This window comes from Sphingomonas sp. DBB INV C78 (assembly GCF_042693015.1).
In the GTDB taxonomy this organism is placed as follows: domain Bacteria; phylum Pseudomonadota; class Alphaproteobacteria; order Sphingomonadales; family Sphingomonadaceae; genus Sphingomonas_E.
In genome coordinates, this window is sequence record NZ_CP170544.1 from 4543566 (window position 1) to 4558185 (window position 14620).

A 14620-nucleotide genomic window follows, 5' to 3' on the forward strand; every position below is an offset into this window, starting at 1 on the left:
CAGCCGCACGAGATGCCAGCCTGCGCTGGCATGACGGAAATCAGGGCATCGGCCCCGCCAGTGGCGCGGGGTCGATCCGCTCGTCCTGCCACTTCATGCTCCAGTGGAGGTGCGGGCCGGTCGCCCGGCCAGTGGCGCCGATCGCGCCGATCGGCTGGCCGCGCGCCACCCGGTCACCCACCTTCACGTCGATGCGGGAGAGGTGGAGGAAGGCGCTGTTGAGCCCCATGCCGTGATCGATCATCAGCAGATTGCCCTCCAGCGTGAAGGGGGCGGACGCGGCGAGGATGACGACGCCGTCGGCGGGCGCCACGATCGGCGTGCCGGTGGGCCGCGCGACATCGACGCCCGAATGCGGCGCGCCGGGCTCGCCGGCATAGATGCGCTGCGATCCGAACACGCCGCTGATCCGGCCGGTGACGGGCCACAGGAAGCGTTGCTGCCAGCCTTGCGCATCCGACTGGATTGCCCGGGCGGCGTCAATCTGCTTGGTCTCGGCCTCGCGTCGCCGCAGAAATTCCGGCGTCGGCGTGGTGCCGCGGGCGAGCGTCGGCAGCGACTGGATGTTCCAGGCCCGGGGGGCAATGGTCAACGTCTGGCGGAGTGTTGCGCCGGACGGCGATCGCGCCTCGATCACAGCGTTCGACCCATGATCGCGGCCGAAGCCGATGAGGAAGCGACGGCCGTCTGCCATCCGCAACGGCTTGCCGTCGAGCGTCAGGCTTGCCGTGCCCTCGGGCGCTGTACCGAAGACGACACCGCCCTGCTGGAAGCTGCCCTGAAAGCTGAAAGTGCCGTTGATCGGCATGACTGCCGCCGGTGGCGGCGGTGCGATCGCTGCTTCTGGCGCAGCAGCAGGCGGAACCGCGGTGCAGCCGGCCAGGATCAGCAATGGCAGAAGGCCGCCCGCGCGGCAGCGGACAATCACGCCGTCAGCGCCGCCTTGGTGGAAAGCTCGGCCGTGGCATAGGCTTCCTGCTTGGTGACGCTCCAGTAGCGGAGATTGTCGAGCGGGATGCGCTCGCCCGAAATGGCGCAGACGACATGATCGCCCGGCGAAAGCACGCGGAAGGCGTTGGCCATATAGTGCAGGCGGGCAGGGCGGCCCTGGGACATCAACATCACTAATTCCTTCATGGCCGCGTCAGAGCAGGCTGGGCTGCTCGGGCTTGTCCTGAGAATAGGATGGCCGGCCGCTCCGCTCAACCTTTGCGTCGACGGTGCCGTCGGCGAAATGCAAGGTGAGCGCGCCCGCGGCCTTCGCCTGCGCCGCGGTGGTGACCACCGCGCCGTCGGGTCGGCGGCCGACCCAGGCATAGCCCTTGGCGAGCGGCCGTTCAGGGTTGAGCCCCTCGGCCAACCGCCACAGCCGCTGGACCTGAGCCTTCGCATCGTCCAGCCGCCGTTCGATCAGGGCGGGGCGGAAGCGGACCGCTGCCAGCCGTTCGCCAGCGCGGGCGAGGCGGGCGTTCAGCAAGGACGGCCGGAGCGCACCCGCCGCATGGGCAAGATCGCCGCGCGCCACGGCAAGCCGGCGCGAAAGGCCACGGGGCAGGCGATCGCCGAGATCGTCGAGCCGTTGTTGCTGGGGGCCAAGAAGTCGGTCGGGCGCCGGCAGCCGCCGCGCGGTGGCCGCCAGCCGTTCGGCCGCGCGCTCATGATAGCGATTGGCGCAACGTCCCGCCCGTGCGCCAAGCTCGCGCAGCGTCGCCAGCAATTCGGCGCGCACCGGCACCGCGATCTCGGCAGCGGCGGTCGGCGTGGGGGCACGAACGTCGGCGGCATAGTCGCACAGGGTGGTGTCGGTCTCGTGGCCGACTGCGGAGATGATCGGAATCGAGCAGCCGGCGACCGCGCGGACCACCACCTCCTCGTTGAAGGACCACAGATCCTCGATCGACCCGCCGCCGCGCGCGACGATCACCAGGTCGGGGCGGGGCACTGGCCCATCTGGCGTCATGGCGTCGAAGCCGCGCACGGCGGCGGCCACCTGCTCGGCGGCGCCTTCGCCCTGCACCAGTACCGGCCACAGGATGACGCGCGTGGGGCAACGATCCTCCAGGCGGTGGAGAATGTCGCGGATCACCGCACCCGTTGGCGAGGTGACCACTCCGATCACCGTCGGCAGGAAGGGCAGCGCCTTCTTCCGCTCGCGATCGAACAATCCTTCCGCGGCCAGCGCGCGGCGGCGCTGGTCGAGCAACTGCATCAGCGCGCCCTGGCCGGCCAATTCCATCCGCTCGATGATGATCTGATATTTGGATCGGCCGGGATAGGTGGTCAGCCGCCCCGTCGCGATCACCTCGATCCCGTCCTCGGGCCGGAAGGCGAGGCCGCCGGCCGTCCCCTTCCAGATCACCCCATCGATGACGGATTTGTCGTCCTTCAGCGCCAGATAGCAGTGGCCGGATGCGACCCGCTTGAAGCCGGAAATCTCGCCGCGCACGCGGACATGGCCGAACCGTTCCTCGACGCTACGCTTCAGCGCGCCCGACAGTTCGGACACGCTCATCGCCGGCGAATTGTCCCCGGGCGTCTCCTCGGCTAACAGCCGCGCAGGTTCGAAGGGAAAATCGCTCATGAAAGTCCTGTTGCTGGGTTCTGGCGGACGCGAACATGCGCTGGCGTGGAAGCTCGCGCAATCGCCGCGCCTCAGCAAGCTCTACGCCGCGCCGGGCAATCCGGGAATAGCCGAGCATGCCGAATGTGTCGTACTCGATCCGGCAAACCCGCACGCCGTGCTCGCTTTCGCCCGCGCGCAAGAGATCGGCCTCGTCGTCGTCGGGCCGGAGGCGCCGCTGGTGGCCGGCGTCGGCGATCTGCTGCGCGAAAATGGCGTGCTGGTGTTCGGCCCGGACGCGGCGGCCGCCCAGCTCGAAGGCTCCAAGGGCTTCACCAAGGATCTCTGCGCGCGGGAAAATATCCCGACGGCAGGCTATGCCCGCTTCACCGATGTCGAGGCGGCCAAGGCGGCGCTGCCGCGCTTCGGCCTGCCGGTCGTCATCAAAGCGGACGGGCTTGCCGCCGGCAAGGGCGTGGTGATCGCGCAAGATACGGCCGAGGCCGAGGCGGCGTTGGCCGACATGTTCGACGGCAGCTTCGGCGATGCCGGTGCCGAGGTCGTGATCGAACAGTTTCTGACCGGCGAGGAAGCGAGCTTCTTCGCGATCACCGACGGCAAGTCGGTCGTGGCCTTCGGCTCGGCACAGGATCATAAGCGCGTCGGTGAAGGCGATACCGGCCCCAATACCGGTGGGATGGGTGCCTACAGTCCCGCCCCCGTGCTGACCGCTGAACTCGAAGCCCGCGCCATGGCCGAGATCGTCGAGCCGACCGTCCGCGCGATGGCGGCGGCGGGGACGCCTTATTCGGGTGTCCTCTATGCCGGGCTGATGCTGACCGAGAGCGGCCCCCAGCTCATAGAATATAATGCCCGCTTCGGTGACCCCGAATGCCAGGTGCTGATGATGCGGCTGGAGGATGATCTGCTCGATCTGCTGCTCAAGGTCGCCGAAGGGCGGCTAAGCGAGACCGCGCCGCCCAGGATGGCGGATCGCGTCGCGCTGACGGTGGTGATGGCGGCGAAGGGCTATCCGGGCACGCCGGAAAAGGGCGGCGCGATCCACGGGATCGACGCGGCCAATGCCGGGGGCGCCAAGGTCTTCCACGCCGGCACGACGCTGAAGGATGATCAGCTCGTCGCCAATGGCGGGCGCGTGCTGAACGTCACCGCGACGGGCGCCACGGTCGCGGAGGCGCAGGCTGCTGCCTATCACGCGGTCGACGCGATCGACTTCGCCACCGGCTTCTGCCGCCGCGACATCGGCTGGCGGGAAGTGGAGCGCGAGCAACAGGGAACAGCCTGAGCCTCCGCACGTTCGTTTCGGAGGCGCATCTTGGGGCAGGAGGGCCAAGCCATGGACCAATATTATCTCGTCGCGATCATCGCGGTCCTGATCGCTATTGTCGCGGTCGTCCTGGTCCTGCGCGGACGCGCCAGGTCGTCGGTCGAGCCCGCGCCGCCGCCTGCCGCGGTGTCGCCGCATCACGATAATATCGCCGATGCCGCCGCCATCGCCACCGCCGACATCGCCGGCCAGTTCCTGGGCGTCGATGCGACGCCGGGGCCGCCGGATGATCTGACCCGCCTCAAGGGCCTCGGCCCGAAGGCGTCGGCAGTGCTGAACGGCATGGGCGTCGCGACCTATGCCCAGCTTGCCGCGCTCACACCTGCGCAGGTCGCGAAGGTGGATGCCGCCATGGGCAATTTCGCCGGCCGCATCACCCGCGACCAGTGGATCGAGCAGGCGCGCTTGCTCGCCATGGGCGACATTCCCGGCTTCGAGGCGAAGTTCGGCAAGCTCGGCTGAAAAAGGCGCGCATCAGCCGCGCCAACCGGCATGACCTGAGCGGAGAAATCGGCTAGCCCAAGGCGCATGGACCTCTACCTGCCCATCGCCGGCCTGTCGGTGAACATCTTCGTGATCATCGGCCTGGGCGGGCTGGTCGGCATTCTTTCCGGCGTGTTCGGCGTCGGCGGTGGCTTCCTGACGACGCCGCTCTTGATCTTCTATGGCATCCCGCCGGCGGTGGCGGTGGCGTCGGCGACGACGCAGATCACCGGCACCAGTGTGTCCGCAGTGATCGCACATCACCGTCGCCAGGGCGTCGATGTGCAGATGGGCGCGGTGCTCGTCGCCGGTGGGGCGATGGGGTCGATCGCGGGCGGCTACGCCTTCCGCGCGCTGCAGGACAGCGGGCAGATCGATACCGTCGTCAACGTGCTCTATGTGCTGCTGCTCGGCGGCATCGGCCTGCTGATGGCGAAGGAAGCCGCGCAGAGCATCGCGGTGATGTGGGGCAAGGCACCGCCGCCGCCGCCGCCGCGTCGCCACCATCCGCTGATCGCCGCGCTGCCGATGCGCTACCGCTTCTACCGCTCGGGGCTCTACATCTCGCCGCTGGCACCCCTTGTATTGGGCTTCGGCACCGGCCTGCTGACGGTGCTGCTGGGCGTCGGCGGCGGCTTCGTGCTCGTCCCCGCCTTGATCTACATCCTCGGCATGTCGACCCGTGTGGTCGTCGGCACCTCTTCCTTCCAAATCCTGTTCGTGACGGCGGCGACGACCCTCGTCCACGCCACCACCACCAAGGCGGTCGATATCGTGCTCGCGGTGCTGCTGCTGACGGGCAGCGTCGTCGGCGCGCAGATCGGCACCCGCTTCGCCATGAAGGTGCGCCCCGAATGGCTGCGCCTCGCGCTCGCCGGGATCGTGCTCGCGGTGGCGCTCCGCATGGCGCTGGGTCTCGGCTGGCGGCCCGACGAGATCTTCACGGTCCAGCCGCTATGATGCGCCTGGTCTCGCTTCTGCTGATGGGGTTGCTGTTGGGTGGTGCCGCCAAGCCGGCATTGGTGCCCGAACTGTCGCAGCGGCGGATCGACATCATCTACAGCTTCACCGGCGCAGAACTGCTGTTGTTCGGCGCGATCGTCTATCCGGGTGGGCGCGCGCCGGAGAAGGCCGCGGATGTGGTGGTTGTGCTGAAAGGGCCGACCGAACCCATCATCCTGCGTGAGAAGAAGAAGATCGCCGGCGTCTGGATGAACGCGGAAAATGCCCGCTTCCGTTCGGTGCCCGCCTTCTACGCCGTCGCCTCGACGCGGCCGTTGAAGGGCATCGTCGACGATCGCACGGCCGCGATCTACGAACTCGGCCTCCAGAATATCCAATTGTCGCCCTCCAGCGGCGCGGCGCCGGAGGCCCAGCGCCGGTTCGAGGCCGGGCTGGTCGATCTCAAGCAGCGTGGCGGCCTTTATGCCGAGGTGCCGGGCGGGGTCGAGGTCAACCAGGACGTGCTCTATCATGCGCGGATCGCCATCCCCGCGCGCGTACCCGTGGGCAGCTATACGGCCGAGACTTTCCTCATCCAGGACGGCCGCGTCGTTGCCGCGGCGGTGCGCGATATCGAGATCGACAAGTCCGGATTCGAGCGGTTCGTGGCGACCGTCGCCAATCGATGGGCTTTCACCTACGGCTTGGCCGCCGTCGCCATTTCGCTCGCGCTGGGCTGGGCGGCAGGGGCTGCGTTCCGCAAGTTCTGACGCGGCCAAGACCGCATTTCATTAATCTTTTTGTTCCTACACTAGCGCGTTTGCCACAGGAGCGGCCGCGCCAGATGAACGATATGTCGAGTTTTCAAGCCGTCGAGAAAAGCGTGGATGCGACGAAGCTCGAAATCGGCCGGCTGATGGAGATCGCCGGATCGACCTCGCAGATCAGCCTGGATGGCCAGATGCTGTCGTCGCTCGCCAATGACGACGATCCCAGCATTGCGATGTCGGGTCAGGTGGGCAGCCAGGTCAAGATTCGCGTCGGCAAGCGCTGGCTGATCGCCAACGTCCGCGCGCTGCGGCTGGCGGATGCGGAAAGCGACCTGATCCTGGGCCAGATCGACTTTCTGGGCGAAGGCGAGGAGGACCGCTTCACCGGGCGCCTGCTGAATTTCCGGCGCGGCGTCACCCGTTATCCGACGCCGGGCAGCCGCGTGCATCCGGTTTCCAGCGCCGACATGAAGCAGATGTACGCCGCCGACGAGCGCGCGCATATCGAGATCGGCACGATCTATCCGACCGATGATATTCGCGGCGCGCTCTATGTCGACGCGCTCATCGGCAAGCATTTCGCGCTGCTGGGATCGACCGGCACCGGCAAGTCGACCTCCGCCGCCTTGATCCTTCACCGCATCTGCCGCGCCGCGCCCGAGGGGCATGTCGTGATGATCGATCCGCACGGCGAATATTCGGCGGCGTTCAAGGGCACGGGCGAGATTTTCGACGTCGGCAATCTCGCCATGCCCTATTGGATGATGAATTTCGAGGAGCATGCCGAAGTCTTCGTCACCTCCACCGGCGCCGACCGGCAGATGGATTGCGACATCCTCGCCAAATGCCTGCTCGCCGCCCGCGCCAAGAACCGCGCGGCCGAAGGCATCGGCAAGCTGACCGTCGACAGCCCGATCCCCTATCTCCTCTCCGATCTGCTCAACATCTTGCAGAACGAGATGGGTAAGATGGACAAAGCGGGCGGTACGGCGCCCTATCTGCGGCTGAAGTCCAAGATCGAGGAGATCAAGGTCGATCCCCGCTACGCCTTCATGTTCTCCGGGATGCTCGTCGCCGACACGATGGCGCAGTTCCTGGCCAAGATTTTCCGCCTGCCGGGCTATGGCAAGCCGATCTCGATCATCGACGTGTCGGGCGTGCCAAACGAAATCACCTCGACTGTGGTCGCCGTGCTGGCGCGCACGGTGTTCGACTATGCGATCTGGTCGCGCGGGGAAGCGCAGCGGCCGATCCTGCTCGTCTGCGAAGAGGCGCACCGCTACATCCCGTCCGATCGGGTGACGACCAACGCCTCGGTCCGCAAGATCCTCGAACGCATCGCCAAGGAAGGCCGTAAATATGGCGTTGCGCTCGGGCTTATCACCCAGCGTCCGTCCGACCTTGCCGAAGGCGTGCTTTCCCAGTGCGGCACGATCATCGCGATGCGCCTCAACAATGATCGCGACCAGGCCTATGTGAAATCGGCGATGCCCGAAGGCGCGCGCGGATTCCTCGATTCCATCCCGGCGTTGCGCAATCGCGAGGCGATCGTCTGCGGCGAAGGCGTCGCCATCCCGATCCGCGTGGCGTTCGACGATCTCGAGCCCGAGAAGCGGCCGGCCTCGACCGATCCGTTGTTTTCGGAACTGTGGACCCATGTCGGCGGCGAGGATCAGATACTCACCCGCGTCATCAAGCGTTGGCGCAGCCAGGGGCGATAGAAAAAGGGTCGTTCCGCAACGGCCTTCTGTTCAAACCATCCACAAGAGTATTGGGAATTGCTTGGCTAAGTGCTTGCCAGCGACGCCGCGCGCGTGTCTAGTCGGGCGTGGCTTAACCACAAGGCAAGCGCCCCGAACCGATGATCCTGATCTGCCCCGCCTGCAAGACCCGCTATCTGGTTCCGGACACGGCGGTCGGCCCCGAAGGCCGTCAGGTGCGGTGCGCCGCGTGCCGGCACAGCTGGTTCCAGGAGCCGCCGGTGCTTGCCGCTGCCGAGATCGCACCGGCCAGCGCTGCCGCAGCTGGGTCCGCCAGCGAAGCGCCTGCCGTTCCAGAAGCGCCCGATGTGGCACCGCCGCCCTTTTCGGAATCCGCTCCGACCCGCGCTGCGCCGATCGAGACGCCCGTTGATGCCGACAGCGAACCGACCAGCTTTTACGGTCAGGAAGACGCTGTCGAGGACGGGCAGTTCGATGCCTTCGCGCATGAACCGCCCTTCGCGCCACGGCGCAATCCGGCCAAGCTGTGGACTTTGCTCGCCGTCATCGCCGCAGTGGTGATGCTAGGGGCGGCCGGTGCGCTGATCGCGTTCGGGCCGCCGGATATCGCACAGCGGCTGGGCTTTGCCCGCCCAGCGGGAATCCCGCTGATCATCGAATCCACCCGCACGCCCGAACGGCGGCCCATGGCGAGCGGGAATGAGCTGTTCTCGGTTACGGGGCGGATCACCAATCCGACCGATCAGGTGCAGTCGGTGCCGGATATTCGCGCCAACCTGCTCGATTCGCAGGATCGTGTCGTCTTCGCCTGGACGATCGCGCGGCCGATCGCGCGGCTGCAGCCGGGCCAGTCGGTCGAATTCAACGGCGCCGTGCTGGACGTGCCGCAGAATGCCAAGAATCTGGATCTCAGCCTGGAAGCTCCGACGGGCGCCCGCTGACAGGCGCCCGCCGCGAGGATTGGTTCAGGCGATCACGGCTTTCGCGGCGCGCGAGCGACGCATCGCGCCGCCGACCAGGCCGAAGCCGGCAATCATCATCGCCCAGGTGGCCGGTTCGGGCACCGCAGTCTTGGGCGCGTCGAGCAGGCCGCCCTTGTAGCCGACATTGTGCAGTTCGCCGGTGCCGTGGAAGCTCGCCGCGACGAGCAAGCCGTTGAGCTGGCCGTTGTTGAACTTCACCGCCGCGCCCGGAGCGAGCACCGATCCATAGATGCCGATGCCGCCAAGCTTCACGTCGGTCGCCTCATAGAAGTTGAGGAGCACGTTGGTGGCGTCCAGCCCGTTCAGGCCGAAGCCCATGTTCTGCATGCTGGCGTCGGCGCCCTTGACGTTGACCAGCACCTGCGCGCCCTTCGGCACGAAGATCTGGAAATTGTTCGCCTTGCTGAGGTCCGCGGCCGAGACGGTGAAGATGTTGAGGCCGCTGTTGGCGCCCGTCAGCTTCATCGTGCCATACTGGAACTGCGAGCCGCCCGTGGCAGACATCGCGCCCAGCGTATCGGCCAGCGCATTCAGGAACACGCCCTCCGCCGCGAAGTCGATCGGCACGGTCGTATTCTTCGTCAGCGATCCGTTGGCGATAGTGAAGCCATTGGTGGCCGAAGCGCCACCGACGACGGCATTGCCTTTGAAGAGCTGGCCGTTGTTCCCCGAAAACGCGCCGCCGACGACCAGGGTATTGGTGCCGTTGGCCGCGGTGCCGAGCGAGGAGCCGACGCCATAATTGTTGAGGCTGACGCTGCCGCCGGCCGCGATGCGGCCCTGAACGTCGCTGTTGAGGCCGGTATAGCTGCCCAGCACGAACGCGTTATAGTCCGTCACATTGATGAGCGCGGCCTGCGCGCTTCCCGCGCCGGCAACAGCAACCACACCGCACGCGAGCACCGCCGCGCGCCGAATCATGTTGAACGCCATGCAACAACCCCACAAAAAAAGGCCCCGCAGGGCCAAGCATGCGGGGCCTATATCATATTTGGCGGTTAATGCGACATGAACGTTTACGTTAACGTCACCTTTTGCGATGAACGGATTCAGCCGCCGGCTTTTGCCGTGGCATTGACGCCCATGCTCTGCAGGTAACGCTTCACGTTGCGCGCCGCCTGACGGATGCGCTGCTCATTCTCGACCATGGCTATGCGGACATGGCCTTCGCCTTCCTCGCCATAGCCGACGCCCGCTGCCACGGCGACGCCGGCATGGGTGAGGAGCTGTTTGGAAAATTCCAGGCTGCCGAGATGCGCCAGTGCTGGCGGCAGCGGCGCCCAGGCGAACATCGACGCACGCGGCGTGGGGATTTCCCAGCCGGCGCGGCCGAAGCTTTCGACCAGCACATCGCGGCGTCGTCTGTAGAGCTCGCGATTCTTCTCGACGATATCCTGCGGGCCGTTGATCGCCGCCACAGCCGCCGCCTGGATCGGCGTGAAGGCACCATAATCGAGATAGGATTTCACCCGCGTCAGCGCCGCGATCAGCGTCTTGTTGCCGACCGCGAAGCCGATCCGCCAGCCCGCCATCGAATAGGTCTTCGACACGCTGGTGAATTCCACCGCGATATCCTTCGCCCCCGGCACCTGCAGGATCGAGGGCGTCGGCTTGCCGTCATAATAAAGCTCGGAATAAGCGAGGTCGGACAGCACCCAGACCTTATGCTCCTTCGCCCAGGCGACGAGCCGCTCGTAGAAAGCGAGATCGACCACCTCGGCCGTCGGGTTCGACGGATAGCCGACCACCAGCACCGAAGGCCGCGGCACGGTGAACTTCACCGCGCGATCGAGCGCTTCCCAATAGCGTTCGTCGGGCGTCGTCGGCACCGAACGGATCGTCGCCCCGGCGATGATGAAGCCGAAGGTGTGGATCGGGTAGGACGGGTTGGGCGCCAGGATCACGTCGCCCGGCGCGGTGATCGCCTGGGCGAGGTTGGCGAGGCCCTCCTTGGAGCCCAGGGTCACCACCACTTCCGAATCGGGGTCGAGGTCAACGCCGAAACGCCGGCCATAATAATTGGCCTGTGCCTTGCGCAGCCCCGGAATGCCCTTTGACGCCGAATAGCCATGGGCGCCGGGATTGCGCGCCACTTCGCACAGCTTGTCGATAACATGCTGCGGGGGCGGCAGATCGGGGTTGCCCATGCCGAGGTCGATAATGTCCTCGCCCCGCGCTCGCGCCGCTGCCCGCATCGCGTTCACTTCAGCGATCACATAAGGCGGCAGGCGTTTGATGCGGTAAAATTCCTCGGACATGACTTCCTCTATTGGCGGCAGGGCGGGGATCGCCCACTATCGCCTTCACGGCCTATAGGCCGGATGGGGCGCGACCAAAAGAAAGGATGCGTTGTCATGACCAAGCATGAGGCCGAAGGGCCGAATGGCACGCTTCCCTTCCCGTCCAGCCTGGAAGACATGCAGCATTGGACCGGGGTGATCGGCCGCGCCCAGCAGATGATGCTCGAACAATTGAGCGAGGCGATGACGGCCGCGCAGGCGAGTGGCGAAGCGGTCGCTGCCGCGCCGACGCCGCTGCGCGATCCCACGCGATTGAGTGGGGTGCAGGCGGATTTCTGGAGCCAGAGCCTCGATCTTTGGCAGCGTTTCCTGCTGCCGCCCACCGTTGCCACCCCTTCGGCTGCCGACCGCGATCGCCGCTTTACCGCCGCGCAATGGCGCGACAATCCGGTGTTCGATCTGATCCGCCAATCCTATCTGCTGGTTGCGGATCACATGCTGAAGGCGGTCGATGCCTTCGACGGGCTGGAGCCGCGCCAGCGCGAGCAGCTCCGCTTCGCCACCCAGACCTTCGTCGACGCGATGAGCCCGTCCAATTTCCCCTTCACCAATCCCGAGGTGATCGAGAAAGCGGTCGAGACCAAGGGCGCGAGCCTGCTCCGCGGGCTCGAACATATGCTGGCCGATCTCGACAAGGGGCAACTGACCCATACCGATCGCGACGCGTTCGAGGTTGGCCGCAACATCGCCGCCACGCCCGGCAAGGTCATCCACGAAACCCCGCTCTACCAGCTGATCCAATATACGCCGACGACGGCGACGGTGCTCAAGACGCCGCTCCTCATCTTCCCGCCATGGATCAACCGCTTCTACATCCTCGATCTCAACCCGGAGAAAAGCTTCATTCGCTGGGCGGTCGAACAGGGAGTCACCGTCTTCGTCGTATCGTGGAAGTCCGCCGACGAAAGCCTCGCCGGCACGACGATGGATGATTATGTGCTGGGTGGCATGCTCGATGCGGTCGATACGGTGCGCGGCGCGCTCAACGTCGATAGCGTCCACACCATCGGCTATTGCGTGGCCGGCACCAATCTCGCGGCTTTGCTCGCTTATCTGGCCGCGACCGATCAGGCGGCCAAGGTGGCGAGCGCAACCTTCTTCACCGCGCAGGTCGATTTCAGCCGCTCCGGCGATCTCCAGCTCTTCGTCGACGACAGCCAGATGGATCTGATCGGCCAGCTCGCCGGCAGCAAGGGCTATCTCGACGGGCGTTATATGGCGCTCACCTTCAACATGCTGCGCGGCCGGGATCTGATCTGGTCCTATGTCGTGAACAATTATCTGCTCGGGCAGGATTATCCGCCGTTCGACCTGCTCTACTGGAATGGCGACACCACCAACCTGCCGCACGCCTGGCACCGCGCCTATCTGGAAGACCTGTATCGCGACAACAAGCTGGTCCAGCCCGGCGCGATCTCGGTCGGGGGCGTGCCGATCGACCTCGGCACGGTGGCGACGCCATCCTATGTCCAGGCCGGGCGCGAGGATCATATCGCGCCGCCGCATAGCGTGTGGAAGGTGACCGAACATTTCACCGGGCCGTTGCGCTTCGTGCTGGCGGGATCGGGCCACATCGCCGGCGTCGTCAACCCGCCGTCATCCGGCAAATATCAGTATTGGACCAACCCGGCGAAGGCGGCCACGCTGGAGGAATTCATCGCCGGGGCGACCGAGACGAAGGGGAGTTGGTGGCCCGACTGGATCGGCTGGCTGCGCGGTCTCGACTCGGCCGAGGTGAAGGCGGCGACGGCGCGAATCCCCGGCAAGGGGCGCCTGAAAGCGATCGAGGATGCGCCCGGCCGCTATGTGCGATTGCGTTGAACCGATGCTTGGCGACGCCTGATCGAGTGACGCTCTAGCCCATCCAAAACCGCATTTTCCGGTGCAATGCAGCTACTTGATTGCAAGTTTGCTGCACTGCACAATGACCTTGATTTCCCCGCTGCGGTTGCGTATTGTGCATCGCAACATCGACGGGGAACTACCTGATGTCGGATACGCCAGTCACCAAGAAGCAAGGTCGTCCAGCCAAGGCCATCTCAGTGCCTGAAGCCGCGATCGAGCCCGTGGTCGAAATCGTCGCCGCGGAAGTCCCGGCTGCCGTGGAAGCGACGGCGACGCCCGATGTCGAAGTTCCGGTGGAGCCCGCGGTTGCGGTGTCCGCCGAACCGGTTCTCGATGCTGAGCCTGCGCCCGAAGCGCCGGTGATCGTCGAGCCCGAACCGGCCCCCGCCCCGGTGGTGGCCATCCCTGCGCGCAAGGCAAAGGCCGTCGCGCGCAAGTCGAAGGCGAAAGCCGTCGACAAGCCAGCGGCTCCGCTTCCGGTCGCCGCACCCCGTCGGACCCGTCCGGTTTCAACCAAGCGGACGGCGCCGGCCAAGGCGGTCGTGAAGACATTGCCCAACAAGACCAAGGTCATTGCCGCTCCCGCCCCCCGAGCCGCGGCGGCGCAGAAAGGATATTTGAATATGCTGAATCCCACCGAGACCACCAAGCAGGCCACTGAAAAGGCGCAGGCCTTCTTTGCCGACGCCAGCGAGAAGGCGAAGGCCGCGTTCGAGAAGAGCACGAAGTTCGGCGAAGAATTCGCTGCGCTCACCAAGGGCAATGTCGAAGCGTTCGTCGAGTCGGGCAAGCTTGCCGCCAAGGGCGCCGAGACGCTGACTCAGGAAGCCGCCGAGTTCGGCAAGAAGAGCTTCGAGCATGCCTCGACCACCTTCAAGAGCATGACCGCGGTGAAGAGCCCGACCGAGCTGTTCCAGCTTCAGAGCGAATTCGCCAAGTCGTCGTTCGACAACGCCGTCGCCGAAGCCTCGAAGCTCAGCGAAACCTGGATGAAGCTGGCCGGCGACGTGTTCCAGCCGCTTTCCAACCGCTATGCGGTCGCGGCCGAAAAGCTGAAGTCTGCCGCCTTCTGATCTTTCGCCAATGTAAGGCGAATGACGGCCGCTCCGGTTTCCCCCGGAGCGGCCGTTTTTCTGTGCCGATTACAAGGCTGGATACCATGTCCCGCCCTTGCCCTTCCGCCCCGCGATGCCATATTCTGGGCTTGGCGACATGATAGGCGAGGCGATGAACGCAGGCGTGCGTAACACTATCCGTGCGATGGCGGGCAAGGACGAAGAGAACGGCACCGGACTCGGCGTCGCCACCCGTACCCGCACGCGCACCAAAAAGCCGCAGCCCTACAAGGTGCTGATGCTCAACGACGATTATACGCCGATGGAGTTCGTCGTGCTGTGCCTGCAGCGCTTCTTCCGCATGAGCATCGAGGATGCGACGCGGGTCATGCTGCACGTCCACCAGAAGGGCGTCGGCGTGTGTGGTGTCTTCAGCTATGAGGTGGCGGAGACGAAGGTCAGCCAGGTGATCGACTTCGCCCGGCAGAACCAGCACCCGCTGCAATGCACGCTCGAGAAGGCGTAGGCACAACCGTCATCCCAGCGAAGGCTGGGATCTCGTGAAATGAAGTAGCAGCCCAGCCGCGCGCGATCCCAGCTTTCGCTGGGATGA

Annotated in this window: 14 protein-coding genes; 9 read left to right on the forward strand and 5 right to left on the reverse strand. The window is 65.8% G+C overall.

Features of this window, described 5'->3' with window-relative positions; all coding sequences use genetic code 11:
• Nucleotides 1-40: 40 nt before the first annotated feature.
• From ACFB49_RS21670 to xseA, 3 genes are read right to left on the reverse strand one after another with little or no spacing between them, the layout of a single operon-like run.
• Nucleotides 41-928, reverse strand: coding sequence for a M23 family metallopeptidase (locus ACFB49_RS21670; protein WP_380873680.1), 888 nt, complete (start codon nucleotides 926-928; stop codon nucleotides 41-43).
• Nucleotides 925-1122, reverse strand: coding sequence for a DUF2093 domain-containing protein (locus tag ACFB49_RS21675; protein ID WP_380873681.1), 198 nt, complete (start codon nucleotides 1120-1122; stop codon nucleotides 925-927). The genes ACFB49_RS21670 and ACFB49_RS21675 overlap by 4 nt, the downstream gene beginning before the upstream one ends.
• 22 nt (nucleotides 1123-1144) lie before the next feature.
• Nucleotides 1145-2581 (reverse strand): exodeoxyribonuclease VII large subunit, encoded by a 1437-nt coding sequence (gene xseA / locus ACFB49_RS21680; protein WP_380873682.1) that lies wholly within the window; start codon nucleotides 2579-2581, stop codon nucleotides 1145-1147.
• Between xseA and purD the strand changes: the two genes are divergently transcribed.
• The 6 genes from purD to ACFB49_RS21710 all read left to right on the forward strand — a co-directional run bounded on the left by purD (nucleotide 2580) and on the right by ACFB49_RS21710 (nucleotide 8765).
• Nucleotides 2580-3866, forward strand: a complete 1287-nt coding sequence (gene purD, locus ACFB49_RS21685) for a phosphoribosylamine--glycine ligase (protein WP_380873683.1) — start codon at nucleotides 2580-2582, stop codon at nucleotides 3864-3866. The genes xseA and purD overlap by 2 nt on opposite strands.
• A gap of 51 nt (nucleotides 3867-3917) precedes the next feature.
• The gene (locus ACFB49_RS21690; RefSeq protein WP_380873684.1) at nucleotides 3918-4370 is read left to right on the forward strand and encodes a hypothetical protein; all 453 of its coding nucleotides are present in this window, start codon (nucleotides 3918-3920) and stop codon (nucleotides 4368-4370) included.
• Between the two features lie 66 nt (nucleotides 4371-4436).
• On the forward strand, nucleotides 4437-5351 hold the full coding sequence (locus ACFB49_RS21695) for a sulfite exporter TauE/SafE family protein (protein WP_380873686.1): 915 nt from the start codon (nucleotides 4437-4439) through the stop codon (nucleotides 5349-5351).
• Nucleotides 5348-6103 carry a TIGR02186 family protein gene (locus tag ACFB49_RS21700; protein ID WP_380873688.1) on the forward strand — a complete coding sequence of 252 codons (756 nt, stop codon included), beginning with the start codon at nucleotides 5348-5350 and terminating at the stop codon, nucleotides 6101-6103. The genes ACFB49_RS21695 and ACFB49_RS21700 overlap by 4 nt, the downstream gene beginning before the upstream one ends.
• A gap of 74 nt (nucleotides 6104-6177) precedes the next feature.
• Complete coding sequence (locus tag ACFB49_RS21705; protein ID WP_380873690.1) at nucleotides 6178-7824, forward strand: ATP-binding protein; 1647 nt, start codon at nucleotides 6178-6180, stop codon at nucleotides 7822-7824.
• Nucleotides 7825-7964: 140 nt separating this feature from the next.
• Entirely contained in the window at nucleotides 7965-8765 is an 801-nt protein-coding gene (locus ACFB49_RS21710; RefSeq protein ID WP_380873691.1) for a zinc-ribbon domain-containing protein, read from the forward strand.
• 24 nt (nucleotides 8766-8789) lie between these two features.
• Here ACFB49_RS21710 and ACFB49_RS21715 read toward each other — a convergent pair whose 3' ends face one another.
• Both ACFB49_RS21715 and ACFB49_RS21720 read right to left on the reverse strand, forming a co-directional pair.
• Nucleotides 8790-9740: a collagen-binding domain-containing protein gene (locus ACFB49_RS21715; protein WP_380873693.1), complete on the reverse strand. Its 951-nt coding sequence runs from the start codon at nucleotides 9738-9740 to the stop codon at nucleotides 8790-8792.
• 116 nt (nucleotides 9741-9856) lie between these two features.
• Nucleotides 9857-11065 (reverse strand): LL-diaminopimelate aminotransferase, encoded by a 1209-nt coding sequence (locus ACFB49_RS21720; RefSeq protein ID WP_380873694.1) that lies wholly within the window; start codon nucleotides 11063-11065, stop codon nucleotides 9857-9859.
• A gap of 96 nt (nucleotides 11066-11161) precedes the next feature.
• Here ACFB49_RS21720 and ACFB49_RS21725 point away from each other — a divergent pair, with 96 nt between their 5' ends.
• The 3 genes from ACFB49_RS21725 (at nucleotide 11162) to clpS (ending at nucleotide 14533) form a co-directional block, all read left to right on the forward strand.
• Nucleotides 11162-12928 carry a PHA/PHB synthase family protein gene (locus ACFB49_RS21725; RefSeq protein ID WP_380873695.1) on the forward strand — a complete coding sequence of 589 codons (1767 nt, stop codon included), beginning with the start codon at nucleotides 11162-11164 and terminating at the stop codon, nucleotides 12926-12928.
• Nucleotides 12929-13095: 167 nt separating this feature from the next.
• Nucleotides 13096-14025, forward strand: a complete 930-nt coding sequence (phaP, locus tag ACFB49_RS21730) for a TIGR01841 family phasin (RefSeq protein ID WP_380873697.1) — start codon at nucleotides 13096-13098, stop codon at nucleotides 14023-14025.
• A 154-nt stretch (nucleotides 14026-14179) separates the two neighbouring features.
• Nucleotides 14180-14533: an ATP-dependent Clp protease adapter ClpS gene (gene clpS, locus ACFB49_RS21735; protein WP_380873699.1), complete on the forward strand. Its 354-nt coding sequence runs from the start codon at nucleotides 14180-14182 to the stop codon at nucleotides 14531-14533.
• Nucleotides 14534-14620 lie beyond the last annotated feature (87 nt).